Genomic DNA, 21,402 nt, shown 5'->3' with positions numbered 1-21,402 from the left:
TCCGTGGTCGAAAGCTGTGGCACACACAGTGCCTACGTCAAACGTTCTCCGCCGGGGCCAGGCGCGCATCCTGGGCCTCGAGGTAACGGCGTTCGGGAATGGACGGCGTCCGGCGGGCCGCGCTGCGGAAGCATTCGCGTGCCGCGGCGATGTCCCCGGTCATCTCCAGCAGATGCCCGCGGGCGGCTTCGAGCCGGTGATGGCCGGCCATGCGACTGTCGGTCGCGACAGTGTCGAGCAGATCGAGCCCGGCGCGCGGGCCCTCGACCATCGCGAGGGCCACCGCGCGGTTGAGAGTGATCATCGGGTTGGCCGCGATCCGGTCGAGAATCCGGTACAGCACAAGAATCTGCGGCCAATCGGTATCCGCCATGCCGGACGCCTCGGCGTGTACCGCGGCGATCGCCGCCTGCAGTTGGTATTCCCCGAGTTCACCGTGGGCAAGCGAAGAGGCCACCAGGTCGGTTCCCTCGGTGATCTCGGCCTGATCCCAGCGGGTTCGGTCCTGTTCGGCAAGCGGGACAAGGAATCCTCGCGAGTCCGTGCGCGCCGGCCTGCGGGCGTCGGTCAGCAACATGAGCGCCAACAACCCGGTGAGTTCATCTTCACCAGGCAGCAGGGCGTGCGCGAGCCGGGTCAGCCTGATCGCTTCACCGGTCAGATCGGTGCGATGCAGCTGATCGCCGGACGTGGCGGCATAACCCTCGTTGAAGATCAGGTAGAGCACGTGCAGGACCACACGCAGCCGCGCCGCCCGCTTGTCCGACGGCGGCATCCGGAACGAGACCCCGGACTTCTTGATCCGCTGCTTCGCACGACTGATCCGTTGCGCCATGGTCGCTTCCGGCACCAGGAATGCCCTGGCGATCTCGGCGGTGGTCAGGCCACCGACCGCGCGCAAGGTGAGCGCGATCTGCGAACTTGCCGAAAGCTCTGGATGGCAGCACAAGAACAGCAGGGTCAGGGTGTCGTCGTCGTCCGAAGGACGGTCGTCCGGCCCGGGAATCTCGAGGGGATCCATCGCCGCGACCAACTCCTCGCGCCGGCGACGGGCCTCCTCACTTCGGGTCAGGTCCACGAGCCGGCGGGACGCGACCGTTATCAGCCAGGCACGCGGACTCGACGGCACTCCCTCCTCGGGCCATTGGACCGCGGCGGCCAGCAATGCTTCCTGGACAGCGTCCTCGCAGGCGTCGAACACGCCGTACCGACGGGTGAGCACGCCGAGGACCTGCGGCGCCGACTCGCGCAGCAGGTCCCCGATCCCGGCGGCGGTACTCACATCTCCATTCCGGCGGAGAACATCACCGGCCGGACTTCGACGCCCATTCCCTGTATCGCGGCGTCGGGAATCATCGCGGCCAACTCGAGCGCGCGCTCCCTGGTCTCGCAGTCGACGAGGTAGTACCCGGCGAGATACTCCTTGGTTTCCAGGAACGGGCCGTCGGTCACCACCGGCGTCCCGCCGGTCACCGTCACCACGGCACTGGTCGACGGATCACCGAGCGCCTCGGTGCTGATCATCTCACCGGATTCGCGGATCGTGGCGATGAACGGCTCGTGCCCGCTCATCACGGCGTTGCGCTCATCCTCGGTCAGGGAGTCCCAGATCTTCGGGTTCATGTGCATGATCAGCAGGTATTTCATATCTCGCTCCTCGGTTCGCGGGATGGCCCCGGTGTGTCCTCTCGCAGACAAGTCGGAGCGACCGGCGCCATCTCGACACCCGCTGCGGAGTATTCGTCATCGGCACGGACCTTGTCGCGGAACCTGTCCACAGGAAGGAAGCTGCCAGTGAAAACCTCGCCGCGTCTCAGCGCCGACGCTTCTCATGCAGCATCTCGACGGCCTGAGTGACGCGGCGTCGCCGGGTCTCCGGCTTCTTGGCGCCGTCGATCCAGAGCGTGTAGGCGCGCTTATGGCTGTAGGAAAGACCTGCGAAGAAATCACGGGCCTCGCTGTCCCCAGCGAAGGCCTCGGCGAGATCATCCGGGACCGTCACCTCGCGCGGTTCGGTGTCGGCCTCGAGGTCAACGTCGACCTCGTCCCCCGCCGAGATACCGGCGGCCTGCCGGTTTTCCGCACTCACGGGAAGGAGGAACTCACCACCCATCGCCGCCACGGTGCTGCGATAGCTGTGCCCGTTGATCGTCACGCGCACTGCCGGCCGGCGAGAGCCGAACGAGGCCACGATCTCGTCGGGTACCTGGATGCCGGTCGCAGTCTTGCCATTCAGCCGGAGCTCGGCACGGAACTTCATGGGTCACTCCTCGAAGAACTCGATCAGCACCGGCGCGAGGGGCTGGGGTTTGACCATATGGTTCTGTCCGGGCAGTACCTGAAAACGGGCCTCGGGGACGGACAAGGCGACTGCGCGCACGCTCTGCTGCATCCACCGTGGACTCTTGCCTCCGGCCATCGCCAAGGTCGGCACCGCGACCCTGCCGAACTCCTCCACAGGCAGGGGGCGGCCACGCTGATGCGCGGCCATGATTGTGAGGTCGTAAGAGATGGTGTGCGCCACGGCTTTCAGCTTCGCCCACGGAGCGACCAACGGCATGATCGCAACGAAGAACCCTGGTGCGCCCGTTGACTTCATGAACAGCTTGACGGCCTCACCACGGCGTCCGGACTCGACGGCGGCGGCTACTCGCGCCGGATAGTCCTCCGGCACCGGAGGACGGCTGTCGTCCACGACGAAAGGTGGTTCGTACACGACAAGTTTCGTTATGCCGGAGAGGTGTTTCGCGGCTTCAAGGGCCAGGCCTGCCCCGGACGAGGCGCCGTAGACGAATGCGGAGCCACCGGCTTCCTGCAGCATGGATTGGAGATCTTCGACCTCGCGTTCGACCGAATAGGGCGGGGTGTCACCACTGCCGCCACGTCCTCGGCGGTCATACGTGAAGACCGTGAAGTTCGACTTCAGCATCTCGGCCAGCGGGCCGCTCGGGCCGAAGGCCCGATGACACAGCGCACCATCGACAATCACCACCGGCGGTCCGGAGCCGGCGCGGTCGTAGGTGAGGGTGGTGCCGTCTTGAGAAGACAGTGGCCATTCGGCATCCTCTCAGTACTGGACGGCACAGTACTCTGTCGAGTACTGGACAGTCTAGTTCTCGCCGAGGAGGTCGCAATGCCCGATGATCTGAACCGATCAGCCCGTAAACGACAGGCGATCGTCGACGCCGCGACCCGGATCTTTCTCGAAAAGGGCTACCAGGACACGAGCATGGACGAGATCGCGGCGGCCGCCGCGGTCTCCAAGCAGACCGTGTATAAGAACTTCGCAGACAAGAAAAGGTTGTTCACCGACATCATTCTGGGCACCCTCGACGCCGTCGCCGAACCGTTCGGGACCGAAATCCGGGCGCTGACCGATGCCGGCGACCTGGAGAAGGCGCTGCACGAACTGGCGGGCCGGTATCTCGCGGCCGTCCTGCAGCCCCCTGTGATCCGGCTGCGACGGCTGATCATCGGCGAATCGGGACGGCTGCCCGAACTCGCCCGCACCTATTACGAGCGCGCGCCGGAGCGGACGTTGACGCGGCTGGCCGAGTGTTTCGGTGAACTGGCGGAACGGGGGGTACTGGCGGTCGAGGATCCGATGCTCGCTGCCGAGCATTTCGCTTTCCTGATCCTGGGGCGTCCGCTGGACCGGGCGCTGTTCCACGGCCAGGAACAGCCCCTCGCGCCCGCGGACGTGGTTCGCCTCACCGCGCCCGGGGTTCGAGTTTTCCTTGCGGCATACGGAAAACATTGAGCTGTCGCCCGCTGGGCGACAGCTTGACCGCGCCGTCATGGCCGACTGGACCGTTCCCGCGAAGTGGTGATCGAAGCGGCTACGTGCGCACCGGGTGGACGGTGGTGATGCCGGCGAGGACGAGATCGACGCCGGCGAGGAACTGCTCGCGGTCGTCGTGGTCGCGCAGCTGCTTGGCAACAGCCCTGGTGAACGGGTATTCGTCAGGGTCGAGCTTCTCCCACGCGCTCGATACTGCGACGAGGAACTCGGCGCGGTCCACGCCGGGATCGGGGATGCGCCCGTTCGCGGCGTTCTGACCGGCGGCGCCGAGGATGTAGTGCACCAGCGCGGAGGTCGCGGTGAACCAGCTGCCCTCGGGCACGCCCAGCGCGCGAACCTGCCTGCCGATGCTCTCGAAGATCCGTGGCGTCACCGACCCCCAGGGACTACGGGAAAGCTGGATCGAGAGCTGCGTGGCGAGCCACGGGTGTTGGTCGATCGCGTCGAACAGGCCGAGCGCGACGGTGTGGATCTGGTTCTCCGGCGAGTCCGGAGACTTCGCGGGCGCAGTCGTCAGCGCGGCGGCGATGACCGCGTCGGTCGCGGCGTCGAGCAGCTCACCTTTGTTCGCCACGTGCCAGTAGATCGCACCGGGCCCGGTGACCAGACGCTCGGTCAGAGCCCGGAAGGTAAGCCCGCTCTCACCTGCCTTGTCGAGTATCTCGACGGCAGTCTCGACGATGCGCTGCCGGGAAAGCGCATCAGTACGCCGCTCGGACTTGCGCGTTCGTGGTGCCATGCGGCCATCTTGACATATCTGGAGCATCGTTCCAACATGAGTATGGAACGACATTCCAGAACGGTCGGCCGGCACTGTCCGGGCGGTCTCGATCCCTGAGGGAGCCATCATGAACACCGAAGTCACGATCATCGGCGCCGGACTCGGCGGTCTCACGCTCGCTCGCGTCCTGCACGTCCACGGCATCCCGGCCACGATCTACGAGGCGGAGCCCTTCCCGACCGCGCGCACGCAGGGCGGGATGCTCGACATCCACGACTACAACGGCCAGCCGGCACTGCAGGCCGCGGGCCTGATCGACGAGTTCCGCAGCCTCATCCTGGAGGGCCGCGAGGCGACGCGAATTCTTGATCGACACGGCACGGTCCTGCTCGACGAACCTGACGACGGCACGGGCAGACGTCCCGAAGTGCAGCGCGGCGAACTGCGGCAGGTCCTGATCGACTCACTCCCGCCCGGCACCGTCCAGTGGGGGCACAAGGTCCGCGGTGTCCGCGCCCTCGGTGACGGCCACCACGAGGTGACCTTCGCCAACGGTGCCACCGTCATCACGAACCTGTTGGTCGGCGCGGACGGCGCTTGGTCGCGGGTTCGGCCGCTGCTCTCCGGCGCTACACCCGAGTACGTCGGCACGTCGTTCATCGAGACCTACTTGTTCGACAGTGACACCCGGCACCCGGCCAGCGCGAAAACGGTCGGTGGCGGGGCGCTGCTCTCACAAGTGCCGGGCAAGGGGATCCAGGCTCACCGGGAAAGCGGCGGAAACCTGCACACCTATGTGGTGCTGTCCAAGTCGCAGGACTGGTTCGCCGGTGTCGATTTCACCGATTCCGCGGCGGCCACCGCGCGGATCGTGCAGGAGTTCGAGGGCTGGGCGCCGGAGCTCACCGCACTGATCACCGACGGCGACACCGCGCCCGTCCTGCGCCCGATCAACGCGTTGCCGATCGGGCACAACTGGGATCGGGCGCCGGGGGTGACCCTGCTCGGCGACGCCGCGCATCTCTCGGTTCCGAACGGCGAAGGCGCCAACCTGGCCATGCAGGACGGCGCCGAACTCGGCAAGGCCATCGCCGCCCACCCCAGCGAGGCCGAGATCGCGCTGGCCGAATACGAGCAGGCACTGTTTCCGCGCAGCACGGACGCCGCTGCCGAAGCCGCCCGCGATTTCGAGCTCTGCTTTGGAGAGAACGCGCCCCACAGCCTCATCAGATTGCTCACCGGACAGGAGCAGGCCGACTGAGCCACTGAGGCGGGCCGGGCGGACGCGGCAAGCGCAAGCGAGCCGGTGCCGGGCGAGGTGGACCGGGGGCAGGCCGATAGAGGCAAAGCAGGCCGGCGCGGGATAACTGCAGACCGGCATCGTACGAGGCGACGCGGGGCGAGGCCGCGCGAGACCGGGCGGGGCGAACGCGGTAGCGCGAAGTGGCGCGCGACGAAGCAAGGTGAAGCGGGCAGGGCGGCGCGGCGCAAGGCGGGCGAAGCGGCGGGCGACGCGACGCAAAGCCGGGCGAAGCGGCAGGCGGCGCGGCGCAAAGCCGAGCAGAGCGGCGGGCGACGCGACGCAAAGCAGGACGAAACGGCGGGCAGCGCGAAGGAAGACGCAGGCGAGGCCGGGCAGCGCAGGGCAGGGCGAGGCAGGGCAGCGCAGGGCGGGGCAGGGCAGGGCAGGGCGGGGCGCGGCAGGGCGACGCAAGTCAAGGCGAAGCGGGCTGGCGGAGCGAATCAAGGCGCAGGGCGAGGCGAAACAAGGCGAGGTGAAGCAGCGCGGGGCGGGACCCAAGCGGGGCGTGGATGGGCGGGATCGGTCGGGGCAACGCGAAACGGGGCAGGATGGGGCGAAGCGGGGCGGGGATGGGGCGAGGCGGCGCGAAGCGAGACTCGGCACGGGCGGGGGGCGAAACAAGACGAAGCAGGGCGAGGAGGGGTGGGCTGAGCAACGCGAAACGGGGCGAAACGGGGCCGCGCAACAAGGCGCAACAAGGCGCGGCAAAGGCGCGGCAAAGGCGCAGCAAGACACAGCCAGCTGGGGCAAGCGACGCGAAGCGGGCCCCGCTGGCGCCGGGAAGCCACACCCGCCGCCCCCAAACGCCTTATCGGCCTGTGAAGGTTGCCTTGCCGGGGCCCTCCGTGAGGAAGGACCGGACGGCTGAGCGCAGGTCCTCGGTCCGGTACAGGTCCGCTGCGATAGTGGTGATGTGCGCGTTCGCCTCGGGGACGCCGCCGTGTTCGAAGTGGGCGAGTACCTGTTTGGTCGCCGCGTGCGCGCGGGTCGGGCCGGTGGCCAGGGTGGTGGCGAAGGCGCGCGCTGCCTCGTCGAAGCCGTCGTCCGGGAGGACGCGGTTCACGACGTTCCAGCGTTCCAAGGTCGCCGCCGGGTAGCGGTCGCCGGTCATGACGAACTCCTTGGCCCGCCCGACACCGGCGCGGGCGGCGAGGCGTTGGGTGCCGCCCATGGTCGGAGTCAGGCCGACGACCTTCTCGACCAGGCCGAAGCTCGCGCGCTCGGCGGCCAGGATCAGATCGCACGCGACGGCGACCTCGAAGGCCCAGGTCAGGCAGAGAGCGTGCGCGGCAAAGACAGTCGGCACGGGCAGGGCCGCGATCCGGTCCGGCAGGGCCAGCATCCGGTCGAACAGCTGCTTGGCCTGCTCGGGCGTCTCCTGCGCCGCGAACTGGTGCACGTCGACCCCACCGCTGACGACCTTGCCCTCCGCCCGGATCAGCAGCGCCCTGACCTCACCGGTCACCCGGTCCAGCGCCTTGTCCAGGGCTTCGTGTGCCTCCGGGGTGTACAGGTTCAGCGGCCCGGCGTCGATGGTCAGCACGGCGAGGCCCGAGGGCTCAATGTCCAGTTTCGTCATACCCGAAGCCTAGAACCCGCGCTACACCGTCCACTATGGACACCCTGGTTACCGCCACTTCGAGCGGAAGGCGACCGCCGCGACGGCAAACGCGATGCCCCACCAGGAACCACAGATCCCACAGTGCGACGTGCCAGGTCAGGGCCGTGTAGTCCACCTCGCCGACCGGGGTGGTCACGCCGGTGAGCACGAGTGCACCGGTCACGACGAGAACTCCGCCGTAGACGATCAAGAGCGAACCGGCCAGTGTGCACAGCACGAGCAGCCATCGCCGCCGGCCGTGGGTCACCGCGAGCCAGACGCCCATCGCCGCCCCGACCAGCTTCAGCACTGTCGCGCCGGCGCCCAGGGCGAACGCGGCCGCGCCGCCGCGGCGGGCGAGGTCTTCGATCTGGCCGCCGACAGTGTCGACCAACCACTGCCCGCCCGCGGTCCAGTAGATGCTCAACAGCGCGTACACCAGGCCGAGCGCCCCGGCGACGTACGCCGCGACGACGCCGATCCGGTCCCTCGTCACCGGTGATCGCCGGCTGACACCTTCGAGTGCCCCCATACCTCGAAGTTACCGGCGATCAGCTCCGCACGACCAGTACCGGCCCGAGGGCGTGGTGCACCAGCGCCTGCCCGGTGGATCCCAGCAACAGCCCGGCGAACCCGCCCCGCCCGCGACTGCCGACCACCACCAGGCGCGCGGTGCGGCTCCACTCCAGCAACAGGTGCCGCGGCCGGTCGCGGACGAAGACGCGCTCGACGACGACCTCCGGGTACTTGTTCTGCCACCCGGCGAGCGTGTCGGTCAGGATCTCTCGCTCGGCCTCCGCCACCGGCTCCCAGCCGAAGTACGGCCGCACGGCCCCGCCCTCGAACTCCGAGTCGCTCCACGCGTGCGCGGCGATCAGCGGCACACCCCGATGTGCCGCCTCCTCGATCGCCACCCCGATCACCGCGTCGGACCACGGGCCGCCGTCGATTCCCGCGACGATCGGCCCCTGTCGGCTCTCTCCGCGCACCACGGCGACCGGGCAGTGCGCGTGCGCCGCCAGAGTCGCCGGCAGCGAACCCACCATCAGGCCCGGGAACGCGCTCTGCCCGGTCATGCCCAGCACCAGCAGCTGCGCCCCACGCGATTCGGCGAGCAGCGCCTTGGCAGGCGCAATCGTGGGCACGGCCGTCTCGACCTCGGCACCCCCTGCTGTCTCCCCGGCCTCGGTCACGATCCGCTGGCCCTCGGCCCGCATCTTGACCAGCACTCCGGCGGTGTCCACGTAGCCGCTGGTGAAATGGAACGCCGGTGGTTCGACCGCATGCACGATCCGCAGCCGCGCATGCCGCCAGCGCGCCTCCTCCGCCGCACAGCGCACTGCCCGCAACGACGCTTCGGACCCGTCCACGCCCACGACGATCGGGCCGCCCGTGAATTCGGTCATGCTCCGAACCTACGAAACGAAACGCCGCCGCACCGCTGGCGTTCGGCCCCGACCACGAGGGACTTTGGACCATGTCAGGCCGTTACCTCCAGCCCTGCCGGTGCCCGCGTGAAGCGCACCTGCGCCGCCAGCTCCCCCGCCCTGGCGACCGCGCTGTCCGCACATCCGGCGCTGGTGCCCGCCTCCAACTGCTCGATCAGCCGGACGAGCGCGTCGCCCAGCCGCGCGACCGCGGCCCCGACACCACGCCGGCACGGGTCGTAGTCGAGGGGCAGTGCGTCCGGTCGTAGCGCCGCGGCTACCGCGGCCGCGAGCTCTTCCGCTGCCTCTGTCGTGAGTTCCGGTGTCCCGAACGCCACCTCCGTCATGGCAAATCCCCTCCTGGCCCCACTTCTCGTATCGACAAAAGAACTGCCCGGCAGGCCAAGCGGTCAAACCTTTGCCTCCAAACGCTTCCCCGGCGCGGGTTAGGGTGGGCCCAGGATCGGATACGGAGTGTGAACAATGGCTCGGCTTCTCGGCGGCGACTTCGACGGACCGGCGCGGCTGCGCGAATTGCTGGCAGGCGGCGAACCCGTGGTGGCGCCCGGCGCCTACGACGCGCTGAGCGCCCGGCTGATCGAGGATGCCGGTTTTCCGGTGGTGTACATGACCGGCTTCGGGGTGACCGCTTCGCTGATCGGCCGTCCTGACGTGGGGCTGCTGACGATGACCGAAATGGTCGACGCCGCACGGCGGATCGCGGCCGCGGTGGATCTGCCGGTGATCGCCGACGCCGACACCGGTTATGGCAACGCGCTCAACGTGATCCGCACGGTGCGGGAGTACGAGACGGCCGGGGTCGCGGGGATGCACCTGGAGGACCAGGTCTCGCCGAAACGCTGCGGGCACCTGGAAGGCAAGCAGGTGGTACCCCCGGAAGCCATGGTGGACAAGGTAAAGGCCGCCGTGCGCGCGCGTCGCAACTCCGACTTCCTGCTCATCGCCCGCACCGACGCCCGCGCCGTGGAAGGTGTGGACGCCGCGATCGAGCGTGCGCACCGATACCGCGACGCGGGTGCGGACGCGTTGTTCATCGAGGCACTGCAGACCGACGAGGAAATCGAGCGGGTCGCCGCCGAGTTCAGCGGATTTCCCTTGCTGTTCAACTGGGTGGAGGGTGGCAAGACGCCGCCGGCAGGCCTGGGCCGGTTGCGGGAACTGGGTTTCCGCCTTGTGATCTGCCCCATTTCGGCGCTGCTCGCGGCAACCGGCGCGGTCCGGGAAATCCTGCGCCGGATCAAGAAGGACGGCACGCCGCTCAACGTGGTCGGCTCGCTGCCGGGATTCGGCGAGTTCACCGATTTCATCGGGCTGCCCGAGGTCAACTCGATCGGTGACCGCTACCCGAATTCGTGAACGCGTAAGAGTTGTCGGCGAACACGTCCTGGCGCACCTGCACATACGCCCACAGGGTCATCCGCGCCCCCTCGTTGCCGATACCCCAGTCGGTGGCGCACGAGGCGAGAACGAACTGGCTCGTCCGCGAGTCGCTCGGGGACATCGGGATGGACAGGTGCGGGGCGGTCACCGCCACCCGCAGTGACGGCCGGTGGAACGACCGGATCAGGCAGACCCCCGCCGGGAGGTTGCCGTACTCGCACGCCAGCGTGCACAGCTCGTCCGCGACCAGCACGGAGTCGATGACGTCGTTCTGGGCACAGCCCACCAGCACCGCCCTCACGGCTTCGCGCACTTCGCCCAGATCCCGCAGGCCACTCAACGTGAGCCGTTCGATCTGCTCGCCGCACTCCGGTGCACCCATGCCGGTCACATACCCGGGGCGAAGGGGAGGGAAACGTCGCGTGAACGGCGTCCGGATCGAAACCCGGCGCACGTTTGCGGGCCGAAAGATCACGACTACGCTGCAATGGCGCGGTTGATCCCACAGCCGCGGCCGGGCTCGCCGATGCTGGGGAAGCCGCAGGCCCAGCCCTGGGTTCGGCCACGCCGTGAGGCGCTGGGAAACGGAGGTCACCCCCACCATGTCGCAGCCGCCGGGTCCGCTGAAGCTGGAGACCTCGTGGCCCCAGTCGGGTCTCGCGGTCGTCACGGTGAGCGGAGACCTCGACATGCTGACCGCCCCGCAGCTGTGGGGCCTGCTCGGCGAGCTGCTCGCGCAGACGCCGAAGGTGCTGGTGGTGGATCTCACCGCGGTGGCGTTCCTCGGCTCGGCCGGGCTCGCCGCGCTGATGCGGGCGCACGAGCAGGCAGGCGGCGTGGAGCTGCGGATCGTCGCCTCGGCGCGGGAGATCCACCGGGCGTTCACGGTGACCGGACTGGACGAGGTCCTCGCCCTCTACCCCTCCCGGGACGCCGCGCTCGCCACAGGCTGAGGTAACGGCACGGGGCCAGGGCCGATAACGGTGCATAAGCGCCAGGTCGAGGTGATGCCCGTGTCCATCCGCTCCAGCGCCGCGAGCATGCGGCACCGTCGGTTCTGGTGGTTGCTGTGCGCGCTCGTCTTCGCCGTCACCGCCGGCCTCCAGGTCTTCCTCGCGATCAGCGCCGCCGCCTGGTGGGCCTGGGCGGTAGGGGTGTTCTTCGCGCTCATCGCACTCGGCTGTGCCCTGGCGTCCGGCCGCAGCACGTAGCTTCTCCCGGAAAAAGGTTCACGGGGCATTCAACAAATCGGTCGTGCCGGCGCGTTATCCCCCTCGTAGTGGTCATCAGAACGAAGAGGGGGACGCGTGCCGGAGCGCTTCGAGCAGTTCGTCGCCGGCCGGCTGGACCGGCTGCTGCGCTACGCCACCGCGCTGACCTGCGATCCGCACCTCGCGCAGGACGTCGTGCAGGAGGTGCTGCTGCGGGCGCAGGCTCGCTGGCAACGCATCTCCGCGATGCACGCGCCGGAAAGCTACCTGCGCCGCATGGTCACCAACGAGTACCTGTCGTGGCGGCGCCTGCGCGCGGCCCGCAACATCGCGGCCACGCACAGCACCCTGGACGAGATCGGCACTCCGACCGCCGACCACGCCCACCGTTACGCCGAACGCGACGCGATGCGCGGCCGGATAGCGCGGCTGCCGCGCAAGCAGCGGGCCGCGATCCTGTTGCGCTACTACGAGGACTGCACCGACGAAGAGATCGCCGAAGTGCTCGGCTGTGCCACCGGCACCGTCCGCAGTCACATCTCCCGGGCGCTGAGCACGTTGCGCGCCGGGGAAACCCGTCTTTCCGTCACGGAGGCCCTGTCATGACCCGCGACACCGAAAGCCTGATCCGCGAGGCGTTCGAGGCCGAGGCCGAGCGTGCCGTCGACCCCCGCCTCGTGCTCTCCGGACTGGAACGCCGCAAGCCCCGGCGACGGGGTGGCCTGATCGTGCTCGCCGCGGCCGCCGTGGTGATCGCCGCCGCCGTGGCTGTCGTCGTGCCGCAGGTGCTGCGCACCCCAGCGCTGCCGCCCGCCGCGCCGGCCGACCAGAACGTGCTCGTCGCCGGGCTGGACGACAACGGGTACACCGACTCGATCGTGCTCGCCCACCTCGGCAAGGACGGCTCGGCCTCGGCGATCGCGCTGCCGCGCGACATCTTGGTGGACATCCCGGGCCACGGCCAGGGCAAGCTCAACTCGGCCTATCACCTCGGTGGGGCGGACGGGCTGGTGGCGACGGTACGGGCGCTGACCGGCGCCACCGTCGACCACTACGCGATCGTCGACATGCCCGGGGTGGCGCAGCTCAGCACGGCTGTCGGCGGGGTGCCGGTGTGCCTGCGCGCGCCCGCGCACGACACGTTCACCGGTCTCTGGTTGCCCGCGGGCAACCAGACCCTGTCGGGCACGGAGGCGCTGGCGTTCCTCCGCCAGCGGCACGGCCTGCCGAACGGGGATCTGGACCGGATCGCGCGGCTCCAGCTGTTCCTGCGGTCGCTGGTGAAGCAGACGCTCGGGAAGCTTTCCGACGCCGGAGTGGTCGCCGCCGTGCGGGACAGTGTGCATACCGACCCGGGCTGGAACCCGCTGACAGCCGCGGGAATGTTGCGCGGCGGGCTCAGCACCGCCACGATCCCGCTCGGAGATCGGGACGTCCGGACTCCCGACAGCGGCAGCGCCATCGGTGTCGTGCCGGAGCAGGTGCAGCAGTTCGTGCGGGACTTCATCGCCGCCCCGCCGCCGTCCGACGACGCGGGGTGCGTGAACTAGGAAGCCGGGCCCCACGGCGTGACACCGCGGGGCCCGGGTCTTTCAGCAGCGCACCAGGAGCCCGGTCAGGGCCGAGCAGGTACGCGAGGCGGTGTCGTCGGCGGCGTTCGGATCGGCGGGAGTGCTCTGGGTCAGCTGGACCGTGGTGGTGAACGGCCCGACGGCGAGCAGACCGGGCACGACCGCGAACTTCACGGTCTTGCTTGCGCCCGACGCCAAATCGGCCACATCGCAGGTGACGGTGCGGCTGCCGGCGGGATGCGTGCAGTCGGTCGAACCGGAGTAGAGCAGGCCGTTGGCGAAGGTCCCGGAAAGCCGGATGGCGGACGCGTCGGCCGGGCCGGTGTTGGCCAGCGTGGCGGTGTAAGTGATCTTGGTGCCCAGCAGGCCGCTGGTGGCGGTGGCATTGAGCGAAACCTTGATGTCGGCCGCCTGCGGGGCGCCGGTCACGGTCAGCACCGGGCCGTCGACGGTCTCGAAGGCGAAGTTGTCGCCGACGAACTGCGTCCGCAGTGTCAGGGCGCCGGGATCGGCGGTGTCCTTGACGCGGAAGGTGAACACGACGGTACGGCTCTCCCCCGCCGCGAGATCGCCGACGCCACCCCGGTAACTGCTGCCCAATGCGCCGCAGGGCGCGATCGTGCCGGTGCAGGAGACGAGATCCGCGAGGTCGACCAGTGACCGCTCGGCGCCATAGAGCGCGGCCTTGGCACCGGTGACGGTGAAGGTCTGCGAGTTGTGGATCTGCTCGGTCACGGTGAACGTCGCGCCCTGGGCGACCGTGGCCGGTGAGACGGTGGCCGAACTGGTCGGCTCGTCGGCGGCGAGTGCGGGCGCCGCCGGCAGAATCGTGCAAGCGACCGCGGCCAGTGCCGCGCACAAGGTTCTTCGTTTCGAGTTCATAACCTTCCATTCCGGCCGACTGTCGTCTTAGGACACACCTCAGTCGCCGGGCCGCCCCGATTCGTTACCGCACCGCCGGGGCGAGTTCTTCGCTCAGCGTTTACGCAGAGCCACCACGCCTGCCTCCGCGACGAGCGTGTCCTGCTCGACGCTGCCCGCGCTCACACCGATCGCGCCGACGAAGTCGCCCCGGCGCACCAGGGGGATCCCGCCGCCGAAGATGACCAGGCCGCCGTTGGTCGCCTCGATCCCGTACAGCGGGCCGCCCGGGGCCGCCGCCTCGCCGAGCGCCGCGGTGGTCATCTTCAGCAGTATCGCCGTGCGGGCCTTGCTGATCGCGATGTCCACGCTGGCCAGGATCGCGCCGTCCTGGCGGGCGAACGCCAGCAGGTGCGCACCGTCGTCGACGACCGCGACGTTCATCGGCTGCCCGATCTCGACGGCCTTGGCGAGTGCGGCGTCGAGAACCCGCTGGGCGTCGGCGAGTGCGAGTCGTGGGGCCACGTTTCGTTCTCCTTCACGGTGTCTTGAACGGAATCCTGGTGACGAGCCGCGCGGCGTTGTGCCCGAGCCGACGCGCTTGCGCGGCCGGGGCGAGCAGCGCCGGGCAGGAAGGCGGGAGTTTCGCGTGGTGCACGCAGACCGCGCCCGAGGTGTCGGCGCCGATGCCCACATCGAGCGCGGACTCTTGTGCCGCCAGGAAGGCCAGCGTGGTGGCATCCATGTCGTCGCGTAGTTCGACGCGGGCAGGCACGCCTTCTTCTTCCAGCCCGGCAAGGATTTCCCGCAGGCAGGGCTGCGCGCAGTACACGACGACAGCGGGACGTTCGGGCATCGTCAGCTCCCCACCGCTTCGCCGAGCGCCTGCGTGAGCGCATACCGCGCGACCAGCCCGGTCGCCACCGCGTTGCGGGGGCCTTCGCTGCCGCGCACGTTCCCCGTTCCGCACACGATGCCCAGCCCCGCGACCGCTTCGGCGATCAGGTCCGGGATTTCGAAGTCGAGCGCCGAACCGCCGAGCACCACCACGAACCCGATCTGCCGCAGGTTCCCGCCGGGCGCGACCTGTTCCAGCGCCCGCAGCGCGTTGACCACGAACACCTTTTCCTTGGCACTACGGCGAACCTGACGGATCTTCGCCAGGCCATGCCGGGTCGGGATCGGCCGCATTCCTTCCTCGCCGAGCACGACGACGCGGGCGAAGGTGTCGGCGGGCAGCGGCTGGTCGAAGAACTTCGCCGTGCCGTCCTCCATCCGCACGTGGAAGAAGCTCTCGGCCTTGGCGAGCGGATTCTTCTTGATGTCCTCGGCCAGTTCCCGGTTCTCCAGGCCCAGCTCGGCGTCGATCAGCTTCGTGACCAGATCGCCCGCGCCGGCCAGGTGCACCGAACGCACGCCGTGTTCGTCCGCCACCGCGGCGTCGGTCGAGCCGCCGCCCAGGTCGAGGACCGCGACCGGCCGGTCCGTGCCGGGGGTGGTGAGCGCGCCGAGCACGGCCATGTCCGCCTCGACCCCGCCGATGATCACCTCGACGCCCAGCCTTTCGCGCAGCTTCGCCGCGAGCGCCCGCATCGGCCCTCGACTGGTCCGGACCATTGCCGCGAGCGCGACGGCGGTCTCCAGCGCGAACTCGCCCGCGAGGGCACCGGTGACCGTCTGCGGCACGAAGGTGTCGACCGCGAGCACGTCCTGGATGCGCACGGCGGTGGTGCCGGTCAACCCGGACATCGTGTCCCGGACCCGCGCCAGCATCCCGCCGACGTGGGTGCCCGCCTCGCCTTCCGCGTCGGTCAACGGCGTGACCCGGCGCAGCGCCGCCATGATCTCGCCGGCCCCGGCGTCCATTCCGACCGAACGGCGCGACCGCTCGCCGATCAGCGTGAGACTCCCGGCCGGAATCCGCCGGTCGGTCACGTCTCCCGCAGGGGTGCGCACGACGACGGCCGAGCGGTTGCCGACCAGCGCCCGCGCGACCGGCGCGATCATCCTGGTCTGCTCGGCGTCGAGCCCGAAGACCGTGGCGATCCCGTAGGAGTTGGACAGCGTGCGGATGGTGCGGCCGGGTTCGGCGACCTCGACCGCGGCCGGCATACCCAGCGGCACCCGGTCGATGAGCGTGACCTCGTCGACCACCGGCACCGGGGTGTGCAGCCGGTTCGCGATCAGTGTCGCGTCGTCGGCCTGCACCACCGCGCCCGTCACCTCGACCCCGCGCGCCACAGCTTCGTTGATCCCGGCTGCCGCATCCTCGAAATCGACCGATTTGCCCACCACGCAGATCACCGCGTCACCGGGCGAGTTTTCCTTGAGTGCGGCGAAATCCACCGTCATGCCCACGCCGAGCCCGGCGCCGCCAGGGGTGTCCGGGTTGTGCCCGATCATCGTGGACTCAGTGATGATCGTCTCGGTGATCGTCTCCATCGCGAGTCCGCTGATCACCGGGGTGGCCTCGTTGACCAGCACCACCGCCGGCTCGGCGCGCCCGGCCGACGTCAGCGCTTCGCGCACCACACGGGCGACCCCGGGGACATTGTCGGTGGTGCCCTTGATGCCCGAGGTGGCCGCGAGCGCGCCACCGAGGTAGGTCACCGAACCGTCCGGCCCGACCTCGGCGGCGCACGCCTCGGTGGTCGAGTTGCCGATGTCGACGCCGACGACGAGGGTCACGATCGCCCTCCTCAGCCCGCGTCGGCCGGCCGGATCCGCACATCCAGCTCCACCGGCGCCGCGCCCGGCACGACGAACTCGGTTTCCTTGATGTGCAACAACGCCGCCTTCGCCTGCCAGCGCGGCCGGGCCATGAAGTCGTTGCGTGCCGGCACGGGCTCCGGCGACTCACCCTTCGCGTACCGCGCGGCGTTGCGGCCCACCTTCCGGAAGGTCTCCAGGTCCATCAGCGGCGCCTGCGGGAACAGCTCCAGATTGGACAGCCGGACCAGGTCCTTCTGGTGGATCATCGTGGTACCACGGGAAAGCACGCCGACCGCGATCCCCGAGCCGGACAGCTTCGCCGCCGCGTGCGCGATCACCGCGAGGTCCGAGCCGCCGCGGAACCGGATCACCCGCGAGCGGGCGCCCTGCTCCTCGATCCCGGCCAGCAGTTCGCGCAGCACCTCGGCGTGCGGAATGTCCACAATGGTCTTGGAGAAGAAGTCGCCGAAGGCCGGGGAAAGGCCGATCACGACCTCGTCGGACCGGGTGCCGCGCTCGGCCGGTCCGCGCTCGGTGATCTCCAGGATGCGGGTGCCCGTACCGGTATCTGCCATGTCGCTCTCCTCAGCCGACTTCCTGCTCGGGGTTCCGCGCGCTGACCACGTGCCGCAGCCGCTTCATCTCTTCCCACCTCGCCCCGGACGGGCGGTAGCCGCTGCCCGGCCCGGCGTAGTCGTTGGTGTCGTTGACCGCGGACAGGGTTTCCAGCTCGGGCGTGAGGATCGCCGACGTGTGCAGCAGGTCGCCGGAGACCCGGTGCCGCAGCACGGCCAGCAGCGTGTGGGCCATGTCGGAGAACCCGGACGCCTCCAGCGCCTTGACGATGTCCAGCCCGGTGATCCCGCGGTCCATCACCGACTGCGCGGCCTTGAGGTCCTCCAGCACGTCGCGCGGCGGAAGTTCCTCGCTGCCGTGGGAATAGGTGACCGCCTCGACCTCCGCGTCGGTGATCTGCGACAGGCCGAGCCGCGCGAACACCCCCTGTAGCGCTCGCGCGGCCCGGTTGCGCACGGCCAGGATCTCCGGCTCCGGCACGTGCCGCAGACCGCCGTCGACCTGGAGGTCGCGCTGGAGGACGTTCCAGTCGTCGTAGTCCTCGGCGTCCACATTGGACCCCGCGAACATGTTGTCGTAGTTGGGTGTCGAGGAGTAGCCCGAGCAGACGAAGTCGGTGCCCGGCAGCAGCTGCGGCAGCAGGCGCGCCACCCGCCGCATGTCCGAGTGCGAGAACGACTGGTCGTTGCCGGACGCGCATTCCAGGTCGACCGTGCTGGCGATCAGGTTCTCCGCCAGCACCGCGCGGATCCCGGCCGGCACCGCGCCTGGCACGCCGATACAGCTGATCGAACCGTTCTGCAGCCCCTGCACCCCGGCGCCCTTGGTCACCAGGATGCAGCGGATCTCCAGGTACAGCATGGACTTTCCGTCGGCGTTGCCCATCTGCACCTCCGAGCCGGTGCCCGAGGTGAACCGCATCTTGATGCCGCGCGACGCGTACGCCGACGCGAGGAAAGCCTTGGACCACGGGGTGTCGTCGCCGTCGCAGAACACGGGTTCGGTGCCGTAGACCGAAATCGTCTCGGCGTAGGCGGTGATCCCGCGCATGCCCAGTTCCAGCTCGGTCGCTTCTTCCAGCGCGCACTGGGTGAGCACGCCCGGCGTGCCCGCCTGCGAGCCGACCTGCAGCGCGATCGCGACCAGCGGCGCGTACCGCACGACGCCGAGCGTGGTCTCCAGTTCACGGAACCCGCGCAGCGAAGCCTCCGCCGCGTCCGCGGCCACCTGCACGGGGTTGTCCCGCGCGCTGGTCGCGTGCGCCTGGTTCGCCGGGGTCCGCCGGGCACGCATCTTCTGCAGCGCCATCATCATCTCGACCACGTTCATGGTTTTGACGACTTCCAGCAGCTTCGCCGGGGTCAGCCCGCGCGAGACCGCGAGCACGTCACCCCGGCCGGCCCGGGGGTCGATCAACAGGTGCGCGATTTCCGTGGGAGACAAGGCCATCGCCGCTTCCGCGGCATCGGCGTCGATGGCGTGGTCGGCGATGAACTGGTCGAGGAAGTCGAACTCGGCGCGGGGTTTGCCGTCCATCTCGACGATGACCCCGTTCTCGACCCGCACGCTCGGCTCCGGGTCATAGGGACTGTCCATCGCGACCATGCCGACTTCGGGCCATTCCTCGACGAACCCGTCGAGATTGACCGGGCGCTGTTCGAGGATCTCCGTGCGCTTCGAGTGCCGCGTCGTCATCTCGTGCTCCTCAGCTCGCCAGGATGTCGCGTCGCTCGTACACGTCGGCCGCCTCGCGCACCAGGCCCGCGCACAACGTCGCGGAGAACTCGCGCTCGAGGCGTCCGGCGATTTCCTCCAGCTGCCGCTTCGTGGAGGCCCGCGGCCGCAACGCGTGGTAGATCGACAGGACCAGCTCGTCCGGCAGCGCGGTGAGCTCGGCCGCGCGGCGGAAGTTCTGTGCGAGCTGCCGCCGCCCCACCTGATCGGCGATCTGGGCCTGCAACCGCAGGGTTGCCGGCGCGATGCGCAGATCCTCCGGGGCCACGTCGCCCGCCAGCACGGCTTCCATGGTCAGCTCGTCGAGCCTTTTCCCGGTCGGCGTGCGCAGGAGTTCCGGGCGCCGGGACGCGAGTGGATAGTCGCGGGCCGGATCGAGCTCCGGGGTACTGGACAACGTCAACGGTCCACCTGCCTTCGCCATCGAACGAACGCAAGGAACGTAGGTCGGGCGACGTTGCATCGACGTTGCAGCAACGCGCGGCACTTCGAGGTCAAGGAGGACCCCGCGACGGACATTCCAGCGCTGCGCCGTCCGCGCGGCATCGTGCTCATCGCACTCGGTGACGGGTGCGTGGCGATGGCCGTGGCCGGGCCCACGGTGATCTTCCAGGGCGCGGGCGACTGGCTGCTGATCGTGTGGGCTGGGCCTTCGCCGTGTATGTCGCGGGCGGGGTCAGCGGCGCCCACATCAACCCGGCCCGCGACTTCGGGCCCGGTTGTTCGCGTTCTTCGCGGGCTGGGGCCACAACGCCATCCCGGGCACGGCTCCCGGGGCCGGCCCGTACCTGTGGATACCCATCGTCGGGCCACTGGTGGGCGCGCTGGCCTACGACTTCTTCATCGGCGACGTGCTGCGCGCCAGGGAAACGCTCACAGAGGTTCGCTGAGCAGCCAGGTCAGGTGGGCCCGTGCCACGGCCTGGCGCGGGTCCGCCGCCGGAAGCAGCCGGCTCAGCTGCTCGAAAACCTCCAGATCGTCCTGCCCGGTCTCGGTCCGGCCGAACGACCACAGCGTGTCGACGTCGCCCCGCTCCAGCACTGTCGAACGGACGGCGGCGACCAGCTGGTCCCGTTCGGCGCGAATGGCCGGGGAGTCCGACTGCGACAGCAGCGGCGCGCGGCACGCCGAGACAGCCGCGGCGACATCGCCCGCGTCGAGCGCCGCGCGCACGGCGAGGAAATCGGCCTCCAGCTCGGCGTCGAGGCGGTACGGCTTCGCCTTCATCACCTCGCCGCCCAGCTGCGTGCGCAACCGGTGGATCTCCGCGCGGACCGTCGTCGGGTTTCCTTCGTCTCCGTACAGTTCGAGCGCCAGTTGCTCCCCGTTCAAACCCGCCGGATGCAACGCGAGCAACGCGAGGATTTCCGCGCGCCGCAACGTCAACGGCAATTCCCGGCCGTTGAGCGCGATGGCGGGCCGGCGGCCGAGAAACGACAACGACAGCTTCGGCCTGCACGCGGCGGACGACTTGCGGGGCAGCCGTAGTAAATATCCCTCGCTCAACGGCTCGAGCCTGGCTTCGCGTCCGTTGTCGAGCAGCACCCTGTCGGCGCCCGTGCCGATCCGCACCCGTGGCGGGAAGTCGTCCCAGGGTTCCGCCGCGATCACCCGGCCGCTCGGGGTGAGCAGCGCTCCCGGCTCGCCGTGCAGGCTCGCCAGATGGGACATGTTCCTGGCGAGCAGCCGCTCGTCGTGCCAGGCCATATGCCGGCGCAGCTGGCTTTCCGCCAGCTGCGCCGTGGCGTTGACCAGCGAAACCGTCGCCGGGTGCAGCGCGTCGAGCAGCCCGCTGATGTCGACCGCGCCGAGCACCACGCCGGTGTCGGGGTCGTGGATCGGGGCCGCCGCGCAGGTCCAGGTGTGGTACGTCCGGACGAGGTGCTCGGCCGAGTAGATCTGCACCGGCGCGTCGACCGCGAGCGCGGTGCCCATCGCGTTGGTGCCGATCGCCGACTCCGACCAGCCGGTGCCTTCGCACAGCCCGACCGGGTCGGCCATCCGGCAGAGCGCCGCCGGGCCCTCCCGCCACAGGATCGTGCCCTCGGCGTCGGTGATGATCATGACGTGCTGCGACTCGTCGGCGATGCTGACCAGCAGTTCGCGCATCGGCGAAAGCACCGCCTGCAACGGATGCGCCGAGCGCACGTCGGCGACCTCGTCCGGCCCGTACACCACCGGCGGGCGGAAGTACTCGGGATCGATGTGGGCGTCCAGCGAACGCTGCCAGGACGCCGAGATGACCGAACGCGGTGACGTGGGCGGGCGGTCACCGCTGAGGGTGGCCTCGCGGACGCGTTGCAGCAGGCGGAACTGCGCTGCCGGATCCGAGGACAGCGACCGGGTGGACTCGACGTTCATCAGGCTCCCCGCGGCGACGTTGACGGCGGCCGGACCGGTACGCGCACCCCGGCCCACCAGGCAGCATGCCGCGCGCCACCCGGATTCGGCAAGTGCGCGGCAACCGGCGTTCCGCCTCGTGC

General features: G+C 69.6%; 26 protein-coding genes. 8 read left to right on the top strand and 18 right to left on the bottom strand.

Annotated features, from left to right (window positions below; genetic code table 11):
- Window positions 1–37: 37 nt before the first annotated feature.
- From VHD82_RS09335 to VHD82_RS09320, 4 genes are all read right to left on the bottom strand, one after another.
- Window positions 38–1,282: an RNA polymerase sigma factor gene (locus VHD82_RS09335; protein ID WP_325699630.1), complete on the bottom strand. Its 1,245-nt coding sequence runs from the start codon at window positions 1,280–1,282 to the stop codon at window positions 38–40.
- Entirely contained in the window at window positions 1,279–1,647 is a 369-nt protein-coding gene (locus VHD82_RS09330; protein ID WP_325699627.1) for a YciI family protein, read from the bottom strand. The genes VHD82_RS09335 and VHD82_RS09330 overlap by 4 nt, the downstream gene beginning before the upstream one ends.
- Window positions 1,648–1,813: 166 nt before the next feature.
- On the bottom strand, window positions 1,814–2,260 hold the full coding sequence (locus VHD82_RS09325; protein ID WP_325699624.1) for a YdeI/OmpD-associated family protein: 447 nt from the start codon (window positions 2,258–2,260) through the stop codon (window positions 1,814–1,816).
- A 3-nt stretch (window positions 2,261–2,263) separates the two neighbouring features.
- Window positions 2,264–2,992, bottom strand: coding sequence for an alpha/beta hydrolase (locus VHD82_RS09320; RefSeq protein WP_325699621.1), 729 nt, complete (start codon window positions 2,990–2,992; stop codon window positions 2,264–2,266).
- A 141-nt stretch (window positions 2,993–3,133) separates the two neighbouring features.
- Between VHD82_RS09320 and VHD82_RS09315 the strand changes: the two genes are divergently transcribed.
- Window positions 3,134–3,760 carry a TetR/AcrR family transcriptional regulator gene (locus VHD82_RS09315; RefSeq protein WP_325699618.1) on the top strand — a complete coding sequence of 209 codons (627 nt, stop codon included), beginning with the start codon at window positions 3,134–3,136 and terminating at the stop codon, window positions 3,758–3,760.
- 79 nt (window positions 3,761–3,839) lie between these two features.
- Here VHD82_RS09315 and VHD82_RS09310 read toward each other — a convergent pair whose 3' ends face one another.
- A complete protein-coding gene (locus VHD82_RS09310; protein ID WP_325699615.1) occupies window positions 3,840–4,541 on the bottom strand; it encodes a TetR/AcrR family transcriptional regulator in 702 nt (233 codons plus the stop codon).
- Window positions 4,542–4,650: 109 nt separating this feature from the next.
- On the opposite strand from VHD82_RS09310, the gene VHD82_RS09305 reads away from it, so the two are divergent.
- Window positions 4,651–5,784 (top strand): NAD(P)/FAD-dependent oxidoreductase, encoded by a 1,134-nt coding sequence (locus VHD82_RS09305; protein ID WP_325699612.1) that lies wholly within the window; start codon window positions 4,651–4,653, stop codon window positions 5,782–5,784.
- 850 nt (window positions 5,785–6,634) lie between these two features.
- On the opposite strand, the gene VHD82_RS09300 is transcribed toward VHD82_RS09305, so the two are convergent.
- The 4 genes from VHD82_RS09300 to VHD82_RS09285 all read right to left on the bottom strand — a co-directional run bounded on the left by VHD82_RS09300 (window position 6,635) and on the right by VHD82_RS09285 (window position 9,200).
- Entirely contained in the window at window positions 6,635–7,405 is a 771-nt protein-coding gene (locus VHD82_RS09300) for an enoyl-CoA hydratase/isomerase family protein (RefSeq protein WP_325699609.1), read from the bottom strand.
- Window positions 7,386–7,958 (bottom strand): DUF3995 domain-containing protein, encoded by a 573-nt coding sequence (locus tag VHD82_RS09295; RefSeq protein ID WP_325699606.1) that lies wholly within the window; start codon window positions 7,956–7,958, stop codon window positions 7,386–7,388. Before VHD82_RS09295 ends, VHD82_RS09300 begins: the two co-directional genes overlap by 20 nt.
- A gap of 19 nt (window positions 7,959–7,977) precedes the next feature.
- Complete coding sequence (locus VHD82_RS09290) at window positions 7,978–8,832, bottom strand: universal stress protein (RefSeq protein ID WP_325699603.1); 855 nt, start codon at window positions 8,830–8,832, stop codon at window positions 7,978–7,980.
- 74 nt (window positions 8,833–8,906) lie between these two features.
- Window positions 8,907–9,200, bottom strand: a complete 294-nt coding sequence (locus VHD82_RS09285) for a hypothetical protein (RefSeq protein WP_325699599.1) — start codon at window positions 9,198–9,200, stop codon at window positions 8,907–8,909.
- A 136-nt stretch (window positions 9,201–9,336) separates the two neighbouring features.
- Between VHD82_RS09285 and VHD82_RS09280 the strand changes: the two genes are divergently transcribed.
- Complete coding sequence (locus tag VHD82_RS09280; RefSeq protein WP_325699596.1) at window positions 9,337–10,230, top strand: oxaloacetate decarboxylase; 894 nt, start codon at window positions 9,337–9,339, stop codon at window positions 10,228–10,230.
- On the opposite strand, the gene VHD82_RS09275 is transcribed toward VHD82_RS09280, so the two are convergent.
- Complete coding sequence (locus VHD82_RS09275; RefSeq protein ID WP_325699593.1) at window positions 10,196–10,636, bottom strand: hypothetical protein; 441 nt, start codon at window positions 10,634–10,636, stop codon at window positions 10,196–10,198. The two genes, VHD82_RS09280 and VHD82_RS09275, sit on opposite strands and share 35 nt — an antisense overlap.
- Window positions 10,637–10,856: 220 nt before the next feature.
- Between VHD82_RS09275 and VHD82_RS09270 the strand changes: the two genes are divergently transcribed.
- From VHD82_RS09270 to VHD82_RS09255, 4 genes are all read left to right on the top strand, one after another.
- A complete protein-coding gene (locus VHD82_RS09270) occupies window positions 10,857–11,207 on the top strand; it encodes an STAS domain-containing protein (RefSeq protein ID WP_325699590.1) in 351 nt (116 codons plus the stop codon).
- Window positions 11,208–11,267: 60 nt separating this feature from the next.
- Window positions 11,268–11,465: a hypothetical protein gene (locus VHD82_RS09265; protein ID WP_325699588.1), complete on the top strand. Its 198-nt coding sequence runs from the start codon at window positions 11,268–11,270 to the stop codon at window positions 11,463–11,465.
- A 96-nt stretch (window positions 11,466–11,561) separates the two neighbouring features.
- Window positions 11,562–12,071, top strand: coding sequence for a SigE family RNA polymerase sigma factor (locus VHD82_RS09260; protein ID WP_325699585.1), 510 nt, complete (start codon window positions 11,562–11,564; stop codon window positions 12,069–12,071).
- The gene (locus VHD82_RS09255) at window positions 12,068–13,015 is read left to right on the top strand and encodes an LCP family protein (protein ID WP_325699582.1); all 948 of its coding nucleotides are present in this window, start codon (window positions 12,068–12,070) and stop codon (window positions 13,013–13,015) included. Before VHD82_RS09260 ends, VHD82_RS09255 begins: the two co-directional genes overlap by 4 nt.
- 42 nt (window positions 13,016–13,057) lie before the next feature.
- Here the strand turns inward: VHD82_RS09255 and VHD82_RS09250 are convergent, their stop codons facing one another.
- The 7 genes from VHD82_RS09250 to VHD82_RS09220 all read right to left on the bottom strand — a co-directional run bounded on the left by VHD82_RS09250 (window position 13,058) and on the right by VHD82_RS09220 (window position 19,322).
- A complete protein-coding gene (locus VHD82_RS09250) occupies window positions 13,058–13,918 on the bottom strand; it encodes a hypothetical protein (RefSeq protein ID WP_325699579.1) in 861 nt (286 codons plus the stop codon).
- Window positions 13,919–14,011: 93 nt separating this feature from the next.
- On the bottom strand, window positions 14,012–14,422 hold the full coding sequence (locus tag VHD82_RS09245; protein ID WP_325699576.1) for a heme-binding protein: 411 nt from the start codon (window positions 14,420–14,422) through the stop codon (window positions 14,012–14,014).
- A 13-nt stretch (window positions 14,423–14,435) separates the two neighbouring features.
- Window positions 14,436–14,753, bottom strand: coding sequence for a glycerol dehydratase reactivase beta/small subunit family protein (locus VHD82_RS09240; RefSeq protein WP_325699573.1), 318 nt, complete (start codon window positions 14,751–14,753; stop codon window positions 14,436–14,438).
- Window positions 14,754–14,755: 2 nt separating this feature from the next.
- The gene (locus VHD82_RS09235) at window positions 14,756–16,585 is read right to left on the bottom strand and encodes a diol dehydratase reactivase subunit alpha (protein ID WP_325699570.1); all 1,830 of its coding nucleotides are present in this window, start codon (window positions 16,583–16,585) and stop codon (window positions 14,756–14,758) included.
- Between the two features lie 11 nt (window positions 16,586–16,596).
- On the bottom strand, window positions 16,597–17,184 hold the full coding sequence (locus VHD82_RS09230) for a propanediol/glycerol family dehydratase medium subunit (protein WP_325699567.1): 588 nt from the start codon (window positions 17,182–17,184) through the stop codon (window positions 16,597–16,599).
- Window positions 17,185–17,194: 10 nt separating this feature from the next.
- Window positions 17,195–18,880 carry a propanediol/glycerol family dehydratase large subunit gene (locus VHD82_RS09225; protein ID WP_325699565.1) on the bottom strand — a complete coding sequence of 562 codons (1,686 nt, stop codon included), beginning with the start codon at window positions 18,878–18,880 and terminating at the stop codon, window positions 17,195–17,197.
- 10 nt (window positions 18,881–18,890) lie between these two features.
- On the bottom strand, window positions 18,891–19,322 hold the full coding sequence (locus VHD82_RS09220) for a diol dehydratase small subunit (RefSeq protein ID WP_325699562.1): 432 nt from the start codon (window positions 19,320–19,322) through the stop codon (window positions 18,891–18,893).
- 316 nt (window positions 19,323–19,638) lie between these two features.
- Between VHD82_RS09220 and VHD82_RS09215 the strand changes: the two genes are divergently transcribed.
- Window positions 19,639–19,809 (top strand): hypothetical protein, encoded by a 171-nt coding sequence (locus VHD82_RS09215; RefSeq protein WP_325699559.1) that lies wholly within the window; start codon window positions 19,639–19,641, stop codon window positions 19,807–19,809.
- Here VHD82_RS09215 and VHD82_RS09210 read toward each other — a convergent pair.
- The gene (locus tag VHD82_RS09210) at window positions 19,793–21,280 is read right to left on the bottom strand and encodes a GAF domain-containing protein (protein WP_325699556.1); all 1,488 of its coding nucleotides are present in this window, start codon (window positions 21,278–21,280) and stop codon (window positions 19,793–19,795) included. The genes VHD82_RS09215 and VHD82_RS09210 overlap by 17 nt on opposite strands.
- Window positions 21,281–21,402: the final 122 nt, after the last annotated feature.

The organism is Amycolatopsis sp. (genome assembly GCF_035546795.1).
Taxonomy (GTDB): Bacteria; Actinomycetota; Actinomycetes; order Mycobacteriales; family Pseudonocardiaceae; genus Amycolatopsis_E.
This window is presented reverse-complemented; position numbering and strand designations above follow the sequence as displayed.